Source organism: Sinorhizobium chiapasense, from assembly GCF_045277575.1.
Classification (GTDB): domain Bacteria; phylum Pseudomonadota; class Alphaproteobacteria; order Rhizobiales; family Rhizobiaceae; genus Ensifer; species Ensifer chiapasense_A.
On the sequence record NZ_CP144206.1, the window covers coordinates 843,469 to 860,125 of the forward strand.

A 16,657-nucleotide genomic window follows, 5' to 3' on the forward strand; every position below is an offset into this window, starting at 1 on the left:
CCGATGAAGCTCAAGAAATTGTCAGCACCGGCCCTGCTTCTGCTTCCGGCCTTCGTCGTGCTCGCCGCGGTGATCGTCCTGCCGCTCATCTTTTCCTTCTATTCGAGCTTCACGCCCTTCCGCTTGACCAAGCCGGAGACGCTGTGGGTCTTCGTCGGCCTGCGCAACTACGCGACCGTGCTGGGTAACGCCGAGTTCTGGGTTGCTTTCGGCCGCACGGTGCTGTTGCTGACGGTGGCGCTCAACGCTGAAATGCTGCTCGGCCTCGGGCTGGCGCTGCTCGTCAACAAGGCGACCCATGGCCAACGCCTGCTGCGCACGGCGATGATGTTTCCGATGATGTTCTCGCCGGTGCTGGTGGGCTTCCAGTTCAAGTTCCTGTTCAACGACAATATCGGTTTCGTCAACAATGCGCTGCAGTCGCTGGGACTGACCGATCAGGCGATCCCCTGGCTGATCGACGGCAATCTCGCGCTTGTCTCGATCATCATCGCCGAGGTCTGGTCCTCGACCGCGGTCTTCGCGATCCTGATCCTCGCCGGCCTGCTCGCCATGCCCAAGGATCCGGTGGAAGCTGCCCATGTCGACGGCTGCACGCCCTGGCAGACCTTCCGTTATGTTACCTGGCCCTATCTCATGCCTTTCGCCTTCATCGCCATGACGATCCGGTCACTGGACGTGGCGCGGGCCTATGACATCGTCAAGATCATGACTGATGGCGGCCCGGCCAAGCGCACCGAACTGCTTTGGACGCTCGTCGGCCGCACCGCCTATGCCGATGCCCGCATGGGGCTTGCCAACGCCATGGCCTATGTCGCGATCCTGCTGTCGATCGTCTTCACGGTCTATTTCTTCCGCAAGCTTGCCGCAGCGCGCCAGCAGATCGGAGCCGAGTGGTAATGGACATCAACGCCTCGCATCGTCTGCGCCGCCGCCTCTTGAAGGCCGGCCACCTGATCGGCCTGTTCCTGGCGATGCTCGTCATCTGCCTGCCCGGCCTCTGGATCGTACTTTCGTCGCTGCGCCCGACCGTCGAGATCATGGCAAAACCGCCGGTCTGGATTCCGGAGAGCATTTCGCTTGATGCCTACCGCGCCATGTTCTCAGGCGCAGGGCAGGGCGGCGTTCCCGTCTGGGACTATTTCCGCAATTCGCTGATCATCTCGGTGACGTCGACGGTGATCGCGCTCGCGATCGGCATGGCCGGCGGCTACGCGTTTGCCCGCTACCGCTTCAAGGCGAAGTCGGCGATCTTTCTCGGCTTCATGCTCACGCGGGCGGTGCCCGGCATTGCCCTGTCATTGCCGCTCTTCATGATCTTCGCCCGCACCGGCATCATCGATACCCACTTCTCGTTGATCCTGACTTATGTCGCGCTGAACGTGCCCTTCACCATCTGGCTGATCGACGGCTTCTTCCGCCAGGTGCCGAAGGATCTCGCCGAGGCCGCGCAGATCGACGGCTGCACGCCCTGGCAAGCCTTCTGGCAGGTGGAGTTTCCGCTCGCTGGCCCCGGCATCGCTTCCGCCGGCATCTTTGCGTTCCTCACCTCCTGGAACGAGTATGCGCTTGCCTCGCAGATCACCCGCTCGGTCAATTCCAAGACATTGCCGGTCGGGTTGCTCGACTATACCGCCGAATTCACCATCGACTGGCGCGGCATGTGCGCGCTCGCCGTGGTCATGATCATCCCGGCGCTGACCCTTACCTTCATCATTCAGAAGCACCTCGTCTCGGGCCTCACCTTCGGCGCGGTGAAAGGATAATCATTCATGGCTCCTGTCACCCTCAGGAAACTCGTCAAGCGCTACGGCGCGCTCGAGGTCGTCCACGGCATCGACCTCGAAGTGAAGGATCGCGAGTTCATCGCGCTCGTCGGCCCGTCGGGCTGCGGCAAGTCGACGACGCTGCGCATGATCGCGGGGCTGGAGGACGTCAGCGACGGCGCGATCGAGATTGGCGGGCGGAGGGTCAATGACCTGCCGCCGCGGGCGCGCAACATCTCCATGGTCTTTCAGTCCTACGCGCTCTATCCGCATATGACGGTCGCCGAGAACATGGGTTTCTCGCTGAAGATCGCCGGGCGCTCGCCGGATGAAATCAAGGCGCGTGTCGCCGAAGCCGCGGCCATTCTCGATCTCGGCCATCTCTTGGAGCGTCGTCCGTCGCAGCTTTCCGGCGGCCAGCGCCAGCGCGTCGCTATGGGCCGCGCGATCGTGCGTCAGCCGGACGTCTTCCTGTTCGACGAGCCGCTGTCGAACCTCGATGCGAAGCTGCGCACGCAGGTGCGCACCGAGATTAAAAAGCTGCATGCCCGCATGCAAGCGACGATGATCTACGTCACCCATGACCAGGTCGAGGCGATGACGCTGTCCGACCGGATCGTCATCATGCGCGATGGCCATATCGAGCAGGTCGGCACGCCGGAAGAGGTGTTCCAGCGCCCGGCCACCAAGTTCGTTGCCGGCTTCATCGGTTCGCCGCCTATGAACATGAATGAAGCGTTCGTCGACAACGGCGCGCTGGTCTTTGTAAGTGGCGTTCGACTCCCCATCCCGCCGCGTTTCGGAAATTCGTTGCGCTCGGGCCAGAAGGTGACGTTCGGTCTCAGGCCCGACGATATCTATCCAAGCGGTCATGGCCTGCATGCCGGCGATCCGGCGGCCGTGCACGAGGTCGACCTGCCGGTTTTGATCACCGAACCGCTCGGCAACGAGACGCTCGTATTCATCCAATTCAATGGCCGTGACTGGGTTTCGCGCATGCTCAATCCGCGTCCGCTCGCTTCGGGGGAGAAGGTGCGCATGAGCTTCGACCTGTCGCGCGTGCATCTCTTCGACATCGAGACCGGCAAGGCTCTGGAAGGCTGACATGGCAAGAATCGAGAAAATTGAACTGCGCATGGTCGATTTGCCGCCGAAGGTGAAGCGGACCGATGCGATCCAGAGCTTCGTCAGCCAGGAAACGCCGATCGTTACCATCACCGATTCCGACGGGGCGACGGGCACGGGCTACAGCTATACGATCGGCACCGGCGGCTCCTCGGTGATGCGGCTTCTCTCCGATCATCTCGTTCCCATTTTGATTGGCGAGGATGCCGATTGCATCGAGGCGATCTGGCACAAGATGGAGTTCGCCACCCACGCGACGACCATCGGCGCAATTACCGCGCTGGCCCTGGCCGCAGTTGATACGGCCCTTTGGGACCTGCGCACCAAGAAGCAGAAGCTGCCGCTCTGGAAGCTGGCCGGCGGTGCCAAGGAAAGCTGCCCGCTCTACACGACCGAGGGCGGCTGGCTGCATATCGAGAAGGAAGCGCTGGTTGAGGATGCGCTCGCCGCCAAGGCCAAGGGCTTTTCCGGCTCGAAGGTGAAGATCGGCAAGGCGCATGGGGCGGAGGATTACGACCGGCTCGCCGCCATGCGCAAGGCGCTCGGCGACGGCTTCGAGATCATGACCGACTGCAACCAGGGCTTCAGCGTCGACGAGGCGATCCGCCGCGCGTCCCGACTGAAGGAGCTCGATCTCGCCTGGATCGAGGAACCGCTGCCTGCTGACGATCTCGACGGCCATATCCGGCTGACACGATCGACGCCGACCCCGATTGCGGTGGGTGAATCGATGTACTCGATCCGCCATTTCCGCGAATATATGCAAAAGGGTGCCTGCTCGATCGTCCAGGTCGATGTCGCCCGCATCGGTGGCATCACGCCCTGGCTGAAGGTCGCGCATGCGGCGGAAGCCTTCGACATTCCGGTCTGCCCGCACTTCCTGATGGAGTTGCATGTCAGTCTCGTCTGCGCGGTGCCGAACGGCAAATATGTCGAGTACATACCGCAACTCGACGACCTGACGACGAAAGGCATGGAGATCCGGAGTGGTCGCGCCATTGCGCCTTCCGAGCCGGGTATTGGCATCGCCTGGGATTGGGACGCGGTCGGCTCTCGCTCGATCAGCGAATTCACCCGCGAGTTCCGCGGGTAGGGAGGTCATCATGCAGCGAATGGGAATGGTGATCGGTCTCGAAGCGTCGAAGGTCGCCGAATACAAGGCCTTGCATGCCGCAGTCTGGCCGGAGATCCTCAGCCTGATTTCCGAATGCAACGTCACCAACTACTCGATCTTCCTCAAGGAGCCGGAGAACCTGCTGTTCGGCTATTGGGAATATGTCGGCACGGATTTCGAAGCGGACATGGCGAAGATGGCGGCGCATCCGAAGAACCAGGAATGGTGGTCGGTCTGCATGCCCTGCCAGAAGCCTTTTGAGACGCGGAAGGAAGGCGAGTGGTGGGCAATGATGGAAGAGGTCTTCCATCACGATGGCAAGGTATCTCGTCATGACTGATCGTTTCGACCCGGGCGCGCTTAGGCAATGGTGGCCGAAGCCGAGCAAGCCGCGGCCGATCGTGATCTTCGGCGCCGGCAGTATCGTCGGTGACGCGCATCTGCCGGCCTATCGCAAGGCAGGTTTTCCGGTTGCGGGCCTCTATGATCCGGACCATGCCAAGGCATTGCAGCTTGCGGAAACATGGGGCACTCGCGCCTACTCAAGTGAGGACGAAGCGTTGGCGACCACCGATGCGATCTTCGACCTCGCGACGCCTCCCGCCGCCCATGCCGCCATCCTTGCCAAGCTGCCGACCGGCGCGGCCGCACTGATCCAGAAGCCGATGGGTTCGGATCTTGAAGCCGCAACCGCTATCCTTGAGATCTGCCGGACGCGCCAGCTCAAGGCTGCCGTCAACTTCCAGCTCCGCTTTGCGCCGATGATGCTAGCTTTACAGGATGCCATCGCCAAGGGGCACCTCGGCGAGGTCGTGGATTTCGACGCTTGGCTTGCGCTTGCGACCCCCTGGGGCCTGTGGCCGTTTCTGAAAGGTCTGCCACGCATCGAGATCGCGATGCACTCGATCCACTATCTGGATCTGGTGCGCGGCCTGCTCGGTAATCCTCGGGGCGTGCATGCCAAGACCATCGGCCATCCGAACCACGAGGTCGCCCAGACGCGGACCGCCGCAATCCTCGATTATGGCGACCGCGTACGCTGCGTGCTCTCGGTCAATCACGACCATGATTTCGGCCGCAAATTTCAGGCCTGCGAGTTTCGTATCTCCGGCACGTTGGGTGCGGCCTACGTCAAGCTCGGCGTCAATCTCGACTATCCCCGCGGCGAGCCGGACGAACTTTGGTTCAGGCCGGCGGGTGGCAATGATTGGGTATCGGTGCCGCTCGAAGGCGCCTGGTTCCCGGACGCCTTCGTCAACCGCATGGCTAACCTGCAGCGCTTCGCCACCGGCGAGGATCAGGAACTGATCGGCTCGGTGGAGGACGCCTGGCAGACGATGGCCTTGGTCGAGGCCGCCTATCAATCGAGTGCCGCGCCGGCAACGGCGATCGCGCCACTTCCGAGACAATGACATGGCAGAACAGATCATCCATTTCGAAGATTACGAGCTCGGACACGAACGCCTGACGACCGGCCGTACGATTACCGAGACCGACTTCGTCGTTCATGCCGGCCATACCGGCGATTTCTTTCCCCATCACATGGATGCGGAGTTCGCCAAGACGCTGCCGGGCGGCCAACGTATTGCCCATGGCACCATGATCTTTTCGATCGGCGTCGGTCTCACGGCGTCGCTGATCAATCCGGTTGCCTTTTCATACGGCTATGATCGTCTGCGTTTCGTGCGTCCGGTCCATATCGGCGATACCATCCGCACCCGCGTGACGATCTCCGCCAAGGAGGACGATCCGAAACGGCCGAAATCGGGACGCGTCATGGAACGGTTAGAAGTTATCAACCAACGTGGCGAGGTCGTTCTCGCCGCCGACCACATCCTGGTCGTCGAACGCAAAGCATGAGGGATCGAAAATGACAGCGGATCTTAAAGGCAAGGTCGTCCTGATTACGGCTGCCGCTCAAGGCATCGGCCGCGCTTCGGCTTTGGCTTTTGCAAAGGCCGGCGCGAAGGTGCACGCGACGGATATCAATACGGATGCGCTTGCGGCACTTGCCAAGGAAGCCGATGTCGCGACGCACCGGCTCGACGTCCTCGACACGCAAGCGGTCGAAGCGCTTGTCGCAAAGATTGGCGCCGTCGATGTCCTCTTCAACTGCGCCGGCTTCGTGCATGCGGGTTCGATCCTGGAGATGAAGGATTCCGATCTAGAATTCGCCCTCGACCTCAACGTCAAGGCGATGATCCGCACCATTCGCGCGGTGCTTCCGGGCATGCTCGAGCGCAAGGATGGCGCCATCATCAACATGGCTTCGGTCGCCTCCAGCATCAAGGGCGTGCCGAACCGCTTCGCCTATGGCGTCACCAAAGCCGCCGTCATCGGCCTCACAAAGGCCGTTGCGGCCGACTACGTCTCCCAGGGCATTCGCTGCAACGCCATTTGCCCAGGCACCGTTGAAAGCCCGTCGCTGCAGGATCGCATGCGGGCCCAGGGCGATTATGAGACGGCGCGAGCCGCCTTCATCGCCCGCCAGCCGATGGGCCGCCTCGGCACTCCGGAAGAGATTGCCGCGCTCGCCGTTCATCTTGCGAGCGCTACCTATACGACCGGCCAAGCCTATGCCATCGATGGCGGCTGGACCATCTGACCACCGAGTTCAAGGATTTAAGATATGAAGCTTCTGCGTTACGGCGTTCCGGGTCACGAAAAGCCGGGTATTCTAGATGCGAACGGCACGCTGCGTGACCTTTCCGGTCATGTGGCCGACCTCTCCGGTGCGGCACTCGATCCCGACAAGCTGGCGGAACTGAAGTCGCTCGATCTTGCCGGTCTGCCTGCCGTTGTCGGCAACCAGCGGCTCGGCCCGTGTGTTGCCGGAACCGGCAAGTTCATCTGCATCGGCCTCAACTATTCCGATCACGCGGCTGAAACCGGCGCCACGGTTCCGCCGGAGCCGATCATCTTCATGAAGGCGACCTCGGCGATCGTCGGCCCCGATGACGATCTCTTGATCCCGCGCGGTTCGACCAAGACCGACTGGGAAGTCGAACTCGGCGTCGTCATCGGCCGCAAGGCGAAGTACGTGAGCGAAGCCGAAGCACTCGACTATGTCGCCGGCTACTGCGTTGTGCACGATGTCTCCGAGCGCGCCTTCCAGATCGAGCGGCAGGGCCAGTGGACCAAGGGCAAGTCCTGCGACACCTTCGGACCGACCGGCCCCTGGCTGGTAACCAAGGACGAAGTGTCGGACCCGCAGAACTTGCCGATGTGGCTGAAGGTCAATGGCGAGACCATGCAGAACGGTTCCTCCAAGACCATGGTCTATGGCGTTGCCTATCTGGTCTCCTACCTGTCGCAGTTCATGTCGCTGCAGCCTGGCGACATCATCTCCACCGGCACGCCGCCCGGCGTCGGCATGGGTATGAAGCCGCCGCGTTACCTCAAGGCCGGCGATGTCGTCGAACTCGGCATCGAGGGCCTCGGCAGCCAGAAGCAGTCCGTACACGCGGACGATTAAGTTCTACCGACTGGAGTGACCATGACCCGCATCACCAATCTGCGCGTCTTCGACCTGCGCTTTCCAACCTCGCAGGGCCTCGACGGATCCGATGCCATGAACCCGGACCCGGACTACTCCGCGGCCTATGTCATCCTCGACACCGACAAGGAGGGCGTTGCGGGCCATGGTCTCACCTTTACGATCGGCCGGGGCAACGACATCTGCTGCATGGCAATCAAGGCCATGCAGCACCTGATCGTCGGTCAGGACACGGCGGACATCCTCGCCAATCCGGGCCGCTTCTGGCGGCACCTCACGAGCGACAGCCAGCTGCGCTGGATCGGTCCCGAAAAGGGGGCGATCCATCTCGCGACCGGCGCAGTGGTCAATGCCGTCTGGGACCTGCTTGCCAAGGAGGCCGGCAAGCCGGTTTGGCGCCTGGTTTCCGACATGCCGCCGGAAGAGATCGCCGATATCGTCGACTATCGCTACATGACCGATGTGCTGACCCGCGACGAGGCGGTCGACATCCTCAAGAAGGCCGAGCCCGGCAAGGCCGAGCGCATCGCGACGCTCGAGAGCGAAGGCTACGCCTGCTACACGACCTCGGCCGGCTGGCTTGGTTATGGCGACGACAAGCTCAGGCGGCTTGCCCAGGAAGCGATCGACCAGGGTTTCAACCATATCAAGATGAAGGTCGGCCGCGATCTTGCCGACGATATCCGGCGGCTCACCATCGCGCGCGAAGTGATCGGCCCGGACCGCTATCTGATGATCGATGCCAACCAGGTCTGGGAGGTCGGCGAGGCGATCGACTGGGTGAAACAGCTTGCCTTCGCCAAGCCGTTCTTCATCGAGGAGCCGACAAGCCCCGACGATGTCGCCGGTCACCGCAAGATCCGCGAGGCGATCGGGCCGGTGAAGGTCGCGACCGGCGAGATGTGCCAGAACCGCATCATGTTCAAGCAATTCATCGCCGAGGGTGCGATCGATATCGTCCAGATCGATAGTTGCCGCATGGGTGGGTTGAACGAGGTTTTGGCGGTGCTGCTGGTCGCAGCCAAATACGGTCTGCCCGTCTGGCCGCATGCCGGCGGCGTAGGGCTCTGCGAATACGTCCAGCATCTGTCGATGATCGACTACGTTGCCGTCTCCGGCACGAAAGAGGGGCGCGTCATCGAGTATGTCGACCATCTCCACGAACACTTCGTCGACCCGTGCGTGATTGAAAACGCGGCCTATATGCCGCCGCAAATGCCCGGCTTCTCGATCGAGATGAAGCCGCAATCGATCGCCGACTACACATTTCGCGGGTGATAAGAAAGTTTATATAAGAATACGTTGTTCAGAATGTCGAAGCCGGAGTGATGACAACTCGCTGCGGCTTCTGCTTCTGTCGACGAAGGGTCATGAGTGGCGCGAGCGCTGCTCGGCGCCAGGAGCAGAGCGAACGCCGATCAGTTCCTAGAAGATCGTTCTGCAATCCTTCGGTCGGGATGGTTGCCATCCCGCCATCTTGACGTAGGACGTGAACCTCCCGATCGTCTCGACCTTTGTGTAGTTGGTGAAGACAGTAGCAAACGTCGGATCTACGGAGAGGAAACTGATTGGATCGAGACCGGCTGCTTTGGAACGCTCCAGGTTATCCACGATGAGTACGTCGGGAGGATTGCAGGTTAGGTCGATGACCGTCTGTCTGCGTACCAAGTTGGCCATCTCAGCCAGCTTAGGCGATAGCTCGCCGTTCTTTTGGAGGTCCTGGCTGAATGCCGTCAGCATCCAGAGTGCGAAATGGCGCGAAGGCCACACATAACCCCAATTATCGACCATGGGCCAGATTCTGCTCGGGTTGGCGGTGACCATCATCACTACGCTTCCACGACGTACATGTTGCAGCAACTGGGCGACCACACCTTCATTGGGGTTCCTATATGGAGCGAAAGCGGCGTATATCGCCAATGATATAGACGCAGCAACAACGAGAACAGCCTTCTGGAGAAGACTTACCTGGGGACGACGAAACTCCAACACCGATATGAGGGCTATGACGAGCATGCCGGTTGTTGGAATGGCGTGATATCGCCAGCCCTTCTGCTGTGCGAAATAGGACAGTGCAAACGCTACTGCGGTTAGCAACGCGGCCACAGTGAGCGAGCTCCGGTGCCGCCAACGGACGGAAACCAAACCCAATGCAGGTGCCCACCATAAAACCAATGGGTTCAACAACAACGTCGGCCAGGAAGATTCGTAGCCGAAGTATGCGCTCGCTAACATCGGAACGATGGTACTAAGGTAGTCTGGCGTTAACGTCACCAAAGCTATCCCGTAGAGGACCGCCGCGGCCCCCATGGCGACAACCTCCGGCCTCAACGGCCGCCATTTTCTTCTCTTTTTCGCTAACAACCACAACTCAAGAAGAACCGGAACGAGTGCAAAGTAGTGCTTCAGAGCCAACCCTGTCGCGGCGAAGCATCCTATCAGAAGTGCTTGAGCCCAATGGGGCTCACGACCATCCGTTCGGCGGGCAATCAGGGCTGCGTATGGGATTGCTGCAATCAGTGCTAGATGCTCGCGCTGTGCGAAATCCGGTAGTCCGATCAGTATTATCGCGAGAAACGCGGCAGCCAATAGGATTGCACGGCGGGCGGGCGCCAGGTCTCTCAACAAGCTGGCGAGAAGTGCGATGGATAGAGCCAGGTATCCGAAGGCGGCGCTTACAATTGCCGTCTTCGCGCTTATAGTGAGCTTCAAGGCGACCCACTCGACAGGTAACGCCATCCAGAACCAAAGAGGGGGGTTCAGCTCCAGAATGTCCTTGTAGAGACTGGCGCCGCCGAGCATCTGACGGGCGATCCACATCTGCCAAACCACGTCGTGCGACACCGGAATATTCCGTAGCAACACGTACGTAGCGATGACCGCGACGAGCACGCACAGTTCGGGCCAATTCTCCCCCCACGATAGGCCGAAGGGTCGGCCTTGCCCGAAAACAAAACGGGTCGCTCCCACGTAGAACAGAATAGTATAGGCCGAGATACCGACAAGGTGCACCAGCGGGTCGTCGACGAATCCCATCTCCCGGGCGGCGAGCACGATCGCGAGGTTCGCGCTGAAGCAGACCAAGAACACAGCAAGGTAGCGCGCAAAGGTGGCGTACGACGGAGACGCCCGAAAGGTCCAACGGCTGTTCAGGGCGAAGCTGATCACAAGCCCTCCGGCATAGCCAAGTGTGTTCGCCAGGATGTCGCCAAGTCCGGCAAACAGACCGGCTAAAATAATTGCGTAGCCCAGACCTGTGTTGGCGAGCCCGACGACGACGAAGCGAAATGCCTGCAAGCGATCAGCTGTCGCGCTTGATTGCGTGGACGTAGTATTGTGCACCAAGAGGAACCCCCCGAAGCATAGGCTCCAGCGCTCTCAACGCGCCCAGGAACCGCGGAAAGAAGATGCGGTAAGCAACCGAGCAGTCTGGCAGCCCAGCATCGCGCAGGCGCGCCGTCATGTCCGCCGCCGATAGCAGGACAGCGTTTTCATCGAATGGACAGTCGCGAACAGCCTTTCTCGTCAACGGATTGAGCGGATTGTGTTCGAACACAAAGAGACTGGCTCCTTGGCCCATTACGCGGCGGATCTCCTTGAGCAAGGGTACATGGAGCAAGCCTGGGATATGGTGGAAAACACAAGCGGCGAAAACGAGATCGAACGCGCCATCCTCGAACGGAATCTCGCCGCCGTCGAAATGCTGGAAAAGCGCCTTCCCAGGGTGGCGCGTGCGCGCCACGTCGAGCGACTTCGCTGAGGGATCCAGCAGAACGATCTCTGCTGCCGGAAACGCCTCCTTCATCGGGCCCAGCGAATTTCCCACCCCTGCACCGAAGTCCAAAATGCGCCGAGGCGTCGTCCCTGCCGCCCTTAGTGCTGCAGCTACGTCCTCAATCTTGTATCGGTGAAAGAACTCAGGAGCCTCGCCACTCAAGCGTATGCTGGCCGCATGCTGCTGGTAATATTCGTCGGCGAATCGATCGAACTCTGCCTCATCCATGCGCAGGCTCTTTCTGCGCTTCCTCGATCGCCGCTCGGGACACGACTTCGTTGACGATGAACAGCGGCCGCCGCTTGGCTTCCATGTACATCCGGCCGAGATATTCGCCGAAGATTCCCAGCATGAGCAACTGAATGCTGCCCAGAATGAGCGTGATCGAAGCAAGACTGGTCCAGCCGGGTAGTACATGGCCGAGCGCCCAGGCGAATATCGTGTAGGCCAGAGTGGCGATGCCAAGGAACCCGAAGGCGAGCCCTAAGTGAGAAGCGAGCCTCAACGGGGCGACAGAAAAGCTGGTCACTGCGTCGATTGCGAAGAGTACCATCTTCCGTAACGGGTAATGGGTTTCACCGGCAAATCGGCTATGGCGCCGATAAGGAAACGCGCACTGCCGAAGCCCGATCCAGCTGACCATCCCGCGAATGAACCGGTAGCGCTCCGGCATGGCATTGAGATGATCGAGGGTACGCCGGTTAATCAGGCGAAAATCGCCGGTATTCGCCGGAATGCCGACGTTGGAAAGCTTGCCGAGGATGCGGTAGAACAACGATGCACTCGCGAGCTTGAACCAGCTTTCTCCTTCCCGTTCCTCGCGTAACCCATAGACCACATCGTAGCCTTCATTCATTTTCGCCATCATCGGGCCCAACAGTTCCGGCGGGTCCTGGAGATCGGCATCGAGAATGAAGATCCTTTGGCCACGACAAAACTCGAGCCCGGCGCTCAGCGCGATCTGGTGACCGTAGTTTCGGGCGAGATCGATTCCTACGATATGATGATCGCGCTCGGCCAGTGCAAAAATCTTCTCTCGCGTGGCATCGGAGGAGCCATCGTTGACCAGTACGATCTCGTAGGTCTCGCCGTACTGCTCGCATGCCGTCGATACACGGCGATAGAGCTCATCGATACCGGCATCTTCGTTGTAGCAGGGCACCACCACAGAAAGCGATATACTCGGGCCATCTGCGATATCGTGCCGTAATCTCACTAGATTATCGAGTTCTTCGCGTACCCCTACCATGCCACCCCCTGGACGCAATAGGACCGAGAAAATATAAACTCCCACAACTTAAGAAGTAGTCAAGAATAAAGAATGCACACTTCTGGTCATGCTCAGCATGTTTCCGCAGCTCTCGCTGGTGGCTTCCGAACCTCGTCTATGGAACCGCCGCGGTTCAGTAGGTGCGATCAGACGGCCCTCCGCGTCGACGGAGGGCCTGCGCCTGTAGAGACGTTCGACCGGCTCCGTCAGGCGTCAGGTTCGTGACAAACCGCTTCGATGTTGTGCCCGTCCGGGCAAAGCACGAAAGCCGCATAGTAGTTCGCGTGGTAGCGCGGGCGCAGACCAGGCGCACCGTTGTCCTTGCCACCCGCTTCGAGAGCCGCGCGATAAAAAGCGTCGACTTGCTGCCTGCTGTCGGCTGCGAAAGCGATGTGAAGATGGGCCGGCGTCTCCTCGGTCTGGTGCAGGCACAATGAAGCCTTGCCCTTTGCACTGAGTTCGACACCGTAGGAAGGTTCGCCTTCCGCAATGATGGTCACACCGAGTGGCTCGAGTGCTCTAAGGTAGAAGGCCTTGCTCACTGCAAAGTCCCTGACGCCGAATTTGACGTGGTCAAACATAAGTTCTCCTGACATGTACCAGCCTGCCCGACCATAGGCCCGCAGTGCTGCTCGTGCTGCATATCGGTCCTTCCCGGCCAATTTGCATGGGACCTAGATGGCATGTATGGGCGATCAATCGCAAGGAGCGGAGGCAGAGAGCCCAAAGGCGCCAGATCGATAATCGGCGGTCTAATCGACCGTCGTTCGCGTTCAAAGCGCCAGGCTCCCTATATCCGGTAGGCTCCGGCGTGAGACTTTCGTCCGGTCAGCTCGCTTCCGCCGGTGAGGCGACATCAACGGCTTCTGAGATGTATATCGACCGAGGTCTGCTGCTTCAGCAGCGGATCGATCTCATCAGGCGCCATCAGCGAAAACGCCGTCGAAAGGGCATCAGCGGTCGAAGCCTCCGGCGCAACGACCGAAACGCGGGCGTAGCGCTTCGCGGTGGCGCCGCTTCGCGGGTCCAGAATGTGGCTGAAACGGCCTTCGGCGTCGAATTGGAACCCTCGCCCTGACGACGTCGCGACCGCGCGGTCGGTGATATCCAGGGTCGCGTCGACATCATTCGCATCCCCAAATTCGGCAAGGCCGATGCGCCAAGGTTGCCCATCGGCCCTTGAACCGATGGCGCGGTTCTCGCCCATGTCGACGAGGCTGCTGGTAACGCCGGCCTCACGCAACAGACCGACCACGCGATCAGTGACGTAGCCTTGGGCGATGCCGTTGAGCGTCAACGCCATGCCTCGTCGGGAGAAAGCGATGCGATTGCGGTCGATGCGCACTTGCGCAAAATCGGCCAAGGCCAGCGCTTCGCGCACCTCGCCATATGATGGTCCGGCAGGATCGGCATCAGGCTTCGCGAAGTGCCGAGCGTAAAGCGCCCAAAGTGGCTGTATCGCGGGTTCGAAGCGGCCGGCGGTGAGATCGTGAAAACGCCCGGATATCTCGAGGAGCTCCACAAGCTCCGTCGGCGGGGCCGCAAGGGCGCCAAGGCGATTCAGTTGGCTAAGGGCCGAATCGTCACGGTAAAGGCTGAAGATATCCTCCAGGCGCCGAACCTCTGCCACCACCCGGGTAATCAGCGCCTGGGCTTGCGCTCGGTCTTGATGATTGAGTACGAGTGTGGCCGGCGCGCCCATAGCCTGACCGTGCCAGACGACAGGCTCTGCCGGCAGCGCCGCCCACCCTTTTCCCCGCAGCAGCGGCAAGCCGGCGAAAGCAGCCATGATCGTGATGAAACGCCGGCGGTCGACGGGCTTATCCATGGTCGTGTTCTCTCGGTGCTGTGGCATTGTCGTCGCTCTCTTCACCTGCGCCCAGGATGTAGCTTTCGGGAAGATCGGCGAAACGCACGATGCGACCACCATTCTTGGCAATGAAGGCCTTTGCAGCTTCCAGTGAGGAGAAAGGAACCGCTTCTTCGGCGCCCATGCCGCCCCTAAGCCGGCTGTCGATGACAAAAACCGCCTTGCGCGCGTCAATCCAGTTATCGGCGCCGGGTTCTTCCCAGCTCGGCGCCTTGCCCATGTCGGATACATAGATGGCGGCGATTTCCTTGGGCTCGTCCGGCAACATGGTGAAGGCGACGGTGTCGCGCGCCGACGAGAACCATATCGCTTCCGGTATCTTCTCAAGGATGATCTGGCCTTTGGGGCCGGCATGTTCCAGGACGTTCATGCCACAATAGCGGCCCATGGCATCCTGGGTGAGGGTGTAGGGCGCAGGCATCTCGGCCTGCTCCTTGTTTTCGCAGGCAATAAGCAGCAGCGATGCTGCGACGGTGAGAGCGAAGCGGATGGGTTTCAAATATCCCTCCTGGAGAAAAGCAGAGTGGCAAGAGCGAGCGGCGCGGCTGTCCAGGCACAAAGCGCTGCGAGCAGGACCTCACCTGTAAGGATCGAGTTCTTGGCGACACCGCCCATGCCGGAAAGCGCGGCAGCGCCGCCGCTGCCGAGATTGAGAAGCCGATAGGCATCGGTCGGATTGGCAAGCAGCAGGAAATCGAGCAGGCCATCCGGCAGTGAACGGCCTTGCACTGCCACGAGCCCACCCAGCAGTGCCATGTCGTAGATCAGCACGAAGAAAAGCCAGAGGCCGATGGCGATGCCGCCAGCAGTGCTGCGCTCGCCCGCACTCGCACTCACGAAATAGCCGATTGCGATGAAGACCGCGCCAAGCAGGACGGACGACCCGGTCATGGAAACGAAAGCGAGCCAGCTTTGTACGTCCGTTGCCCCGCCCATCAAGGCCAGTGCAATGGCGGCTGCGCCATAGCCGCAAAAGGTTGCGAAGCACAGTATGGCGATATGGCCGAGGAATTTGCCGAGCACGATCTGGCCGCGTCCAATGGGATAGCCGAGTAGCAGCAGCATGGTGCCGCGTTCGACTTCGCCGACGATGGCATCGTGCGAAATCAGAAGGGCGATCAGCGGTACCAGAAAGATTGTCAGGCTCGAAAGGCTGACGATCACCACGTCCAGGCGGCTCGCGCCGACATTGCCGGTGGGCGCGCTTCCAAGGAAGGTCAGGGTCAGCGCAAGGGCGGCGAGGACCAACGTCGTCGCAAGTACCCAGCGATTGCGCATGCCCTCGCGAACTTCCTTTGCCGCGATAATCAGGATGTTGTGCATTATACCGCCTCCTGGCTGTTCAGGAAATGCGCGTAGAGGTCGTCGAGTGTCGGCTCCATCATCGTCAGGGTGTCGATCCCGGAGGCCGCGTCGCTGAGGCGGTGCAACAAAGGAAGTCTTTCGGAATGGGCCACTTCGGCCTCCAGGCTGCCGTCGCCCGCTTCCGTCCATCGGACGCAGGGATCATTGAGAAGGCCGGGCCTTTCGTCAGAGACCGGTCGGATCCGGATTCGGGACGGCAGGCTGGCGATCCGCCTGAGGTCGTCGATGGTTCCATCAGCGATCTGCGAGCCGCGGTTGACGATGATCACCCGCCCGGCGCGATCTTCGAGTTCCCCAAGCGCATGCGAGGACAGGAGGATCGTCGTTCCGCCAGCGCGCAGTTCATCGATAAGAGTATAGAAATTGCGCCGTAGCGCCGGATCGAGGCCGCTCGTCGGTTCGTCGAGAAACAGCACTTTTGGTGTACCCAACAGCGCCTGCGCCAGCCCAAGTCTTTGCCGCATGCCCTTGGAATAGGTGCGGATGGGGCGGTCGGCGGCGCTGATAGCAAGCCCGACGCGCTCGAAGAGCCCGTCTGCGCATTTGATATCCACGCGCTTCAGGCGCGCGTAGAAGGAGAGCGTTTCGCGCCCCGTCAGCGCCATATGGAAGGATACGCTTTCCGGAAGATAGCCAAGCGCCCTGCGGACAGCGAAATCGCCCTTTGCCGGATCTTCGCCGAGGACACGCACCTCGCCGGATGTCGGGCGGATAAGCCCGAGCAGCAGCTTGATCAGCGTCGTCTTGCCGGCGCCATTGTGGCCGACGAGCGCGACGGTCTCGCCCTCGTCGAGGGTGAAGGAAAGCGCACGCAGGGCATCCACCTTGCCGCCGTATCTTTTGGAAACCCCTTTGACACTAACGGTAGAGGTCATG

The 16,657-nt window shown here is 60.7% G+C and carries 18 protein-coding genes; 10 read left to right on the plus strand and 8 right to left on the minus strand.

Annotated elements, in window-relative coordinates; all coding sequences use genetic code 11:
* Window positions 1–3: 3 nt before the first annotated feature.
* Genes QM996_RS22695 through QM996_RS22740 form a run of 10 tightly spaced genes read left to right on the plus strand, consistent with a single transcriptional unit; the run spans window position 4 to window position 8,779 of the window.
* Window positions 4–900 carry a carbohydrate ABC transporter permease gene (locus QM996_RS22695; RefSeq protein WP_334198296.1) on the plus strand — a complete coding sequence of 299 codons (897 nt, stop codon included), beginning with the start codon at window positions 4–6 and terminating at the stop codon, window positions 898–900.
* Window positions 900–1,766, plus strand: a complete 867-nt coding sequence (locus tag QM996_RS22700) for a carbohydrate ABC transporter permease (RefSeq protein WP_334198297.1) — start codon at window positions 900–902, stop codon at window positions 1,764–1,766. The genes QM996_RS22695 and QM996_RS22700 overlap by 1 nt, the downstream gene beginning before the upstream one ends.
* 6 nt (window positions 1,767–1,772) lie before the next feature.
* Window positions 1,773–2,870 (plus strand): ABC transporter ATP-binding protein, encoded by a 1,098-nt coding sequence (locus QM996_RS22705; protein ID WP_334198298.1) that lies wholly within the window; start codon window positions 1,773–1,775, stop codon window positions 2,868–2,870.
* A 1-nt stretch (window position 2,871) separates the two neighbouring features.
* On the plus strand, window positions 2,872–3,984 hold the full coding sequence (locus QM996_RS22710; RefSeq protein WP_334198299.1) for a mandelate racemase/muconate lactonizing enzyme family protein: 1,113 nt from the start codon (window positions 2,872–2,874) through the stop codon (window positions 3,982–3,984).
* A 10-nt stretch (window positions 3,985–3,994) separates the two neighbouring features.
* On the plus strand, window positions 3,995–4,345 hold the full coding sequence (locus QM996_RS22715) for an L-rhamnose mutarotase (protein WP_334198300.1): 351 nt from the start codon (window positions 3,995–3,997) through the stop codon (window positions 4,343–4,345).
* Complete coding sequence (locus QM996_RS22720) at window positions 4,338–5,417, plus strand: Gfo/Idh/MocA family protein (protein ID WP_334198301.1); 1,080 nt, start codon at window positions 4,338–4,340, stop codon at window positions 5,415–5,417. Before QM996_RS22715 ends, QM996_RS22720 begins: the two co-directional genes overlap by 8 nt.
* Before the next feature lies 1 nt (window position 5,418).
* Complete coding sequence (locus QM996_RS22725; protein WP_334198302.1) at window positions 5,419–5,865, plus strand: MaoC/PaaZ C-terminal domain-containing protein; 447 nt, start codon at window positions 5,419–5,421, stop codon at window positions 5,863–5,865.
* A 10-nt stretch (window positions 5,866–5,875) separates the two neighbouring features.
* Complete coding sequence (locus QM996_RS22730) at window positions 5,876–6,610, plus strand: SDR family oxidoreductase (RefSeq protein ID WP_334198303.1); 735 nt, start codon at window positions 5,876–5,878, stop codon at window positions 6,608–6,610.
* Between the two features lie 24 nt (window positions 6,611–6,634).
* Window positions 6,635–7,480 (plus strand): fumarylacetoacetate hydrolase family protein, encoded by an 846-nt coding sequence (locus tag QM996_RS22735; RefSeq protein ID WP_334198304.1) that lies wholly within the window; start codon window positions 6,635–6,637, stop codon window positions 7,478–7,480.
* Window positions 7,481–7,501: 21 nt separating this feature from the next.
* A complete protein-coding gene (locus QM996_RS22740) occupies window positions 7,502–8,779 on the plus strand; it encodes an L-fuconate dehydratase (RefSeq protein ID WP_334198305.1) in 1,278 nt (425 codons plus the stop codon).
* A gap of 147 nt (window positions 8,780–8,926) precedes the next feature.
* Here the strand turns inward: QM996_RS22740 and QM996_RS22745 are convergent, their stop codons facing one another.
* The 8 genes from QM996_RS22745 to QM996_RS22780 all read right to left on the minus strand — a co-directional run bounded on the left by QM996_RS22745 (window position 8,927) and on the right by QM996_RS22780 (window position 16,656).
* Window positions 8,927–10,843 (minus strand): GtrA family protein, encoded by a 1,917-nt coding sequence (locus QM996_RS22745; protein ID WP_334198767.1) that lies wholly within the window; start codon window positions 10,841–10,843, stop codon window positions 8,927–8,929.
* Window positions 10,803–11,504 (minus strand): class I SAM-dependent methyltransferase, encoded by a 702-nt coding sequence (locus tag QM996_RS22750; protein ID WP_334198306.1) that lies wholly within the window; start codon window positions 11,502–11,504, stop codon window positions 10,803–10,805. Before QM996_RS22750 ends, QM996_RS22745 begins: the two co-directional genes overlap by 41 nt.
* Entirely contained in the window at window positions 11,497–12,525 is a 1,029-nt protein-coding gene (locus tag QM996_RS22755; RefSeq protein WP_334198307.1) for a glycosyltransferase family 2 protein, read from the minus strand. The genes QM996_RS22750 and QM996_RS22755 overlap by 8 nt, the downstream gene beginning before the upstream one ends.
* Window positions 12,526–12,752: 227 nt before the next feature.
* Window positions 12,753–13,127, minus strand: a complete 375-nt coding sequence (locus tag QM996_RS22760) for a VOC family protein (RefSeq protein WP_334198308.1) — start codon at window positions 13,125–13,127, stop codon at window positions 12,753–12,755.
* A gap of 275 nt (window positions 13,128–13,402) precedes the next feature.
* Window positions 13,403–14,248 carry an FAD:protein FMN transferase gene (locus QM996_RS22765; RefSeq protein WP_500270477.1) on the minus strand — a complete coding sequence of 282 codons (846 nt, stop codon included), beginning with the start codon at window positions 14,246–14,248 and terminating at the stop codon, window positions 13,403–13,405.
* A gap of 118 nt (window positions 14,249–14,366) precedes the next feature.
* The gene (locus QM996_RS22770) at window positions 14,367–14,915 is read right to left on the minus strand and encodes a nitrous oxide reductase accessory protein NosL (protein WP_500270478.1); all 549 of its coding nucleotides are present in this window, start codon (window positions 14,913–14,915) and stop codon (window positions 14,367–14,369) included.
* Window positions 14,912–15,739: an ABC transporter permease gene (locus tag QM996_RS22775; protein WP_334198310.1), complete on the minus strand. Its 828-nt coding sequence runs from the start codon at window positions 15,737–15,739 to the stop codon at window positions 14,912–14,914. Before QM996_RS22775 ends, QM996_RS22770 begins: the two co-directional genes overlap by 4 nt.
* Entirely contained in the window at window positions 15,739–16,656 is a 918-nt protein-coding gene (locus QM996_RS22780; protein WP_334198311.1) for an ABC transporter ATP-binding protein, read from the minus strand. The genes QM996_RS22775 and QM996_RS22780 overlap by 1 nt, the downstream gene beginning before the upstream one ends.
* Between the last annotated feature and the right edge of the window lies 1 nt (window position 16,657).

Excerpts from the sequence above, each read along its gene's own strand:
- QM996_RS22695 (WP_334198296.1), top strand. The coding sequence starts at position 4 with ATGAAGCTCAAGAAATTGTCAGCACCGGCCCTGCTTCTGCTTCCGGCC.
- QM996_RS22720 (WP_334198301.1), top strand. The coding sequence starts at position 4,338 with ATGACTGATCGTTTCGACCCGGGCGCGCTTAGGCAATGGTGGCCGAAG.
- QM996_RS22710 (WP_334198299.1), top strand. The coding sequence starts at position 2,872 with ATGGCAAGAATCGAGAAAATTGAACTGCGCATGGTCGATTTGCCGCCG.
- QM996_RS22730 (WP_334198303.1), top strand. The coding sequence starts at position 5,876 with ATGACAGCGGATCTTAAAGGCAAGGTCGTCCTGATTACGGCTGCCGCT.
- QM996_RS22750 (WP_334198306.1), bottom strand. The coding sequence starts at position 11,504 with ATGGATGAGGCAGAGTTCGATCGATTCGCCGACGAATATTACCAGCAG.
- QM996_RS22760 (WP_334198308.1), bottom strand. The coding sequence starts at position 13,127 with ATGTTTGACCACGTCAAATTCGGCGTCAGGGACTTTGCAGTGAGCAAG.
- QM996_RS22755 (WP_334198307.1), bottom strand. The coding sequence starts at position 12,525 with ATGGTAGGGGTACGCGAAGAACTCGATAATCTAGTGAGATTACGGCAC.
- QM996_RS22735 (WP_334198304.1), top strand. The coding sequence starts at position 6,635 with ATGAAGCTTCTGCGTTACGGCGTTCCGGGTCACGAAAAGCCGGGTATT.
- QM996_RS22725 (WP_334198302.1), top strand. The coding sequence starts at position 5,419 with ATGGCAGAACAGATCATCCATTTCGAAGATTACGAGCTCGGACACGAA.
- QM996_RS22775 (WP_334198310.1), bottom strand. The coding sequence starts at position 15,739 with ATGCACAACATCCTGATTATCGCGGCAAAGGAAGTTCGCGAGGGCATG.
- QM996_RS22765 (WP_500270477.1), bottom strand. The coding sequence starts at position 14,248 with ATGGGCGCGCCGGCCACACTCGTACTCAATCATCAAGACCGAGCGCAA.
- QM996_RS22740 (WP_334198305.1), top strand. The coding sequence starts at position 7,502 with ATGACCCGCATCACCAATCTGCGCGTCTTCGACCTGCGCTTTCCAACC.
- QM996_RS22705 (WP_334198298.1), top strand. The coding sequence starts at position 1,773 with ATGGCTCCTGTCACCCTCAGGAAACTCGTCAAGCGCTACGGCGCGCTC.
- QM996_RS22700 (WP_334198297.1), top strand. The coding sequence starts at position 900 with ATGGACATCAACGCCTCGCATCGTCTGCGCCGCCGCCTCTTGAAGGCC.
- QM996_RS22715 (WP_334198300.1), top strand. The coding sequence starts at position 3,995 with ATGCAGCGAATGGGAATGGTGATCGGTCTCGAAGCGTCGAAGGTCGCC.
- QM996_RS22780 (WP_334198311.1), bottom strand. The coding sequence starts at position 16,656 with ATGACCTCTACCGTTAGTGTCAAAGGGGTTTCCAAAAGATACGGCGGC.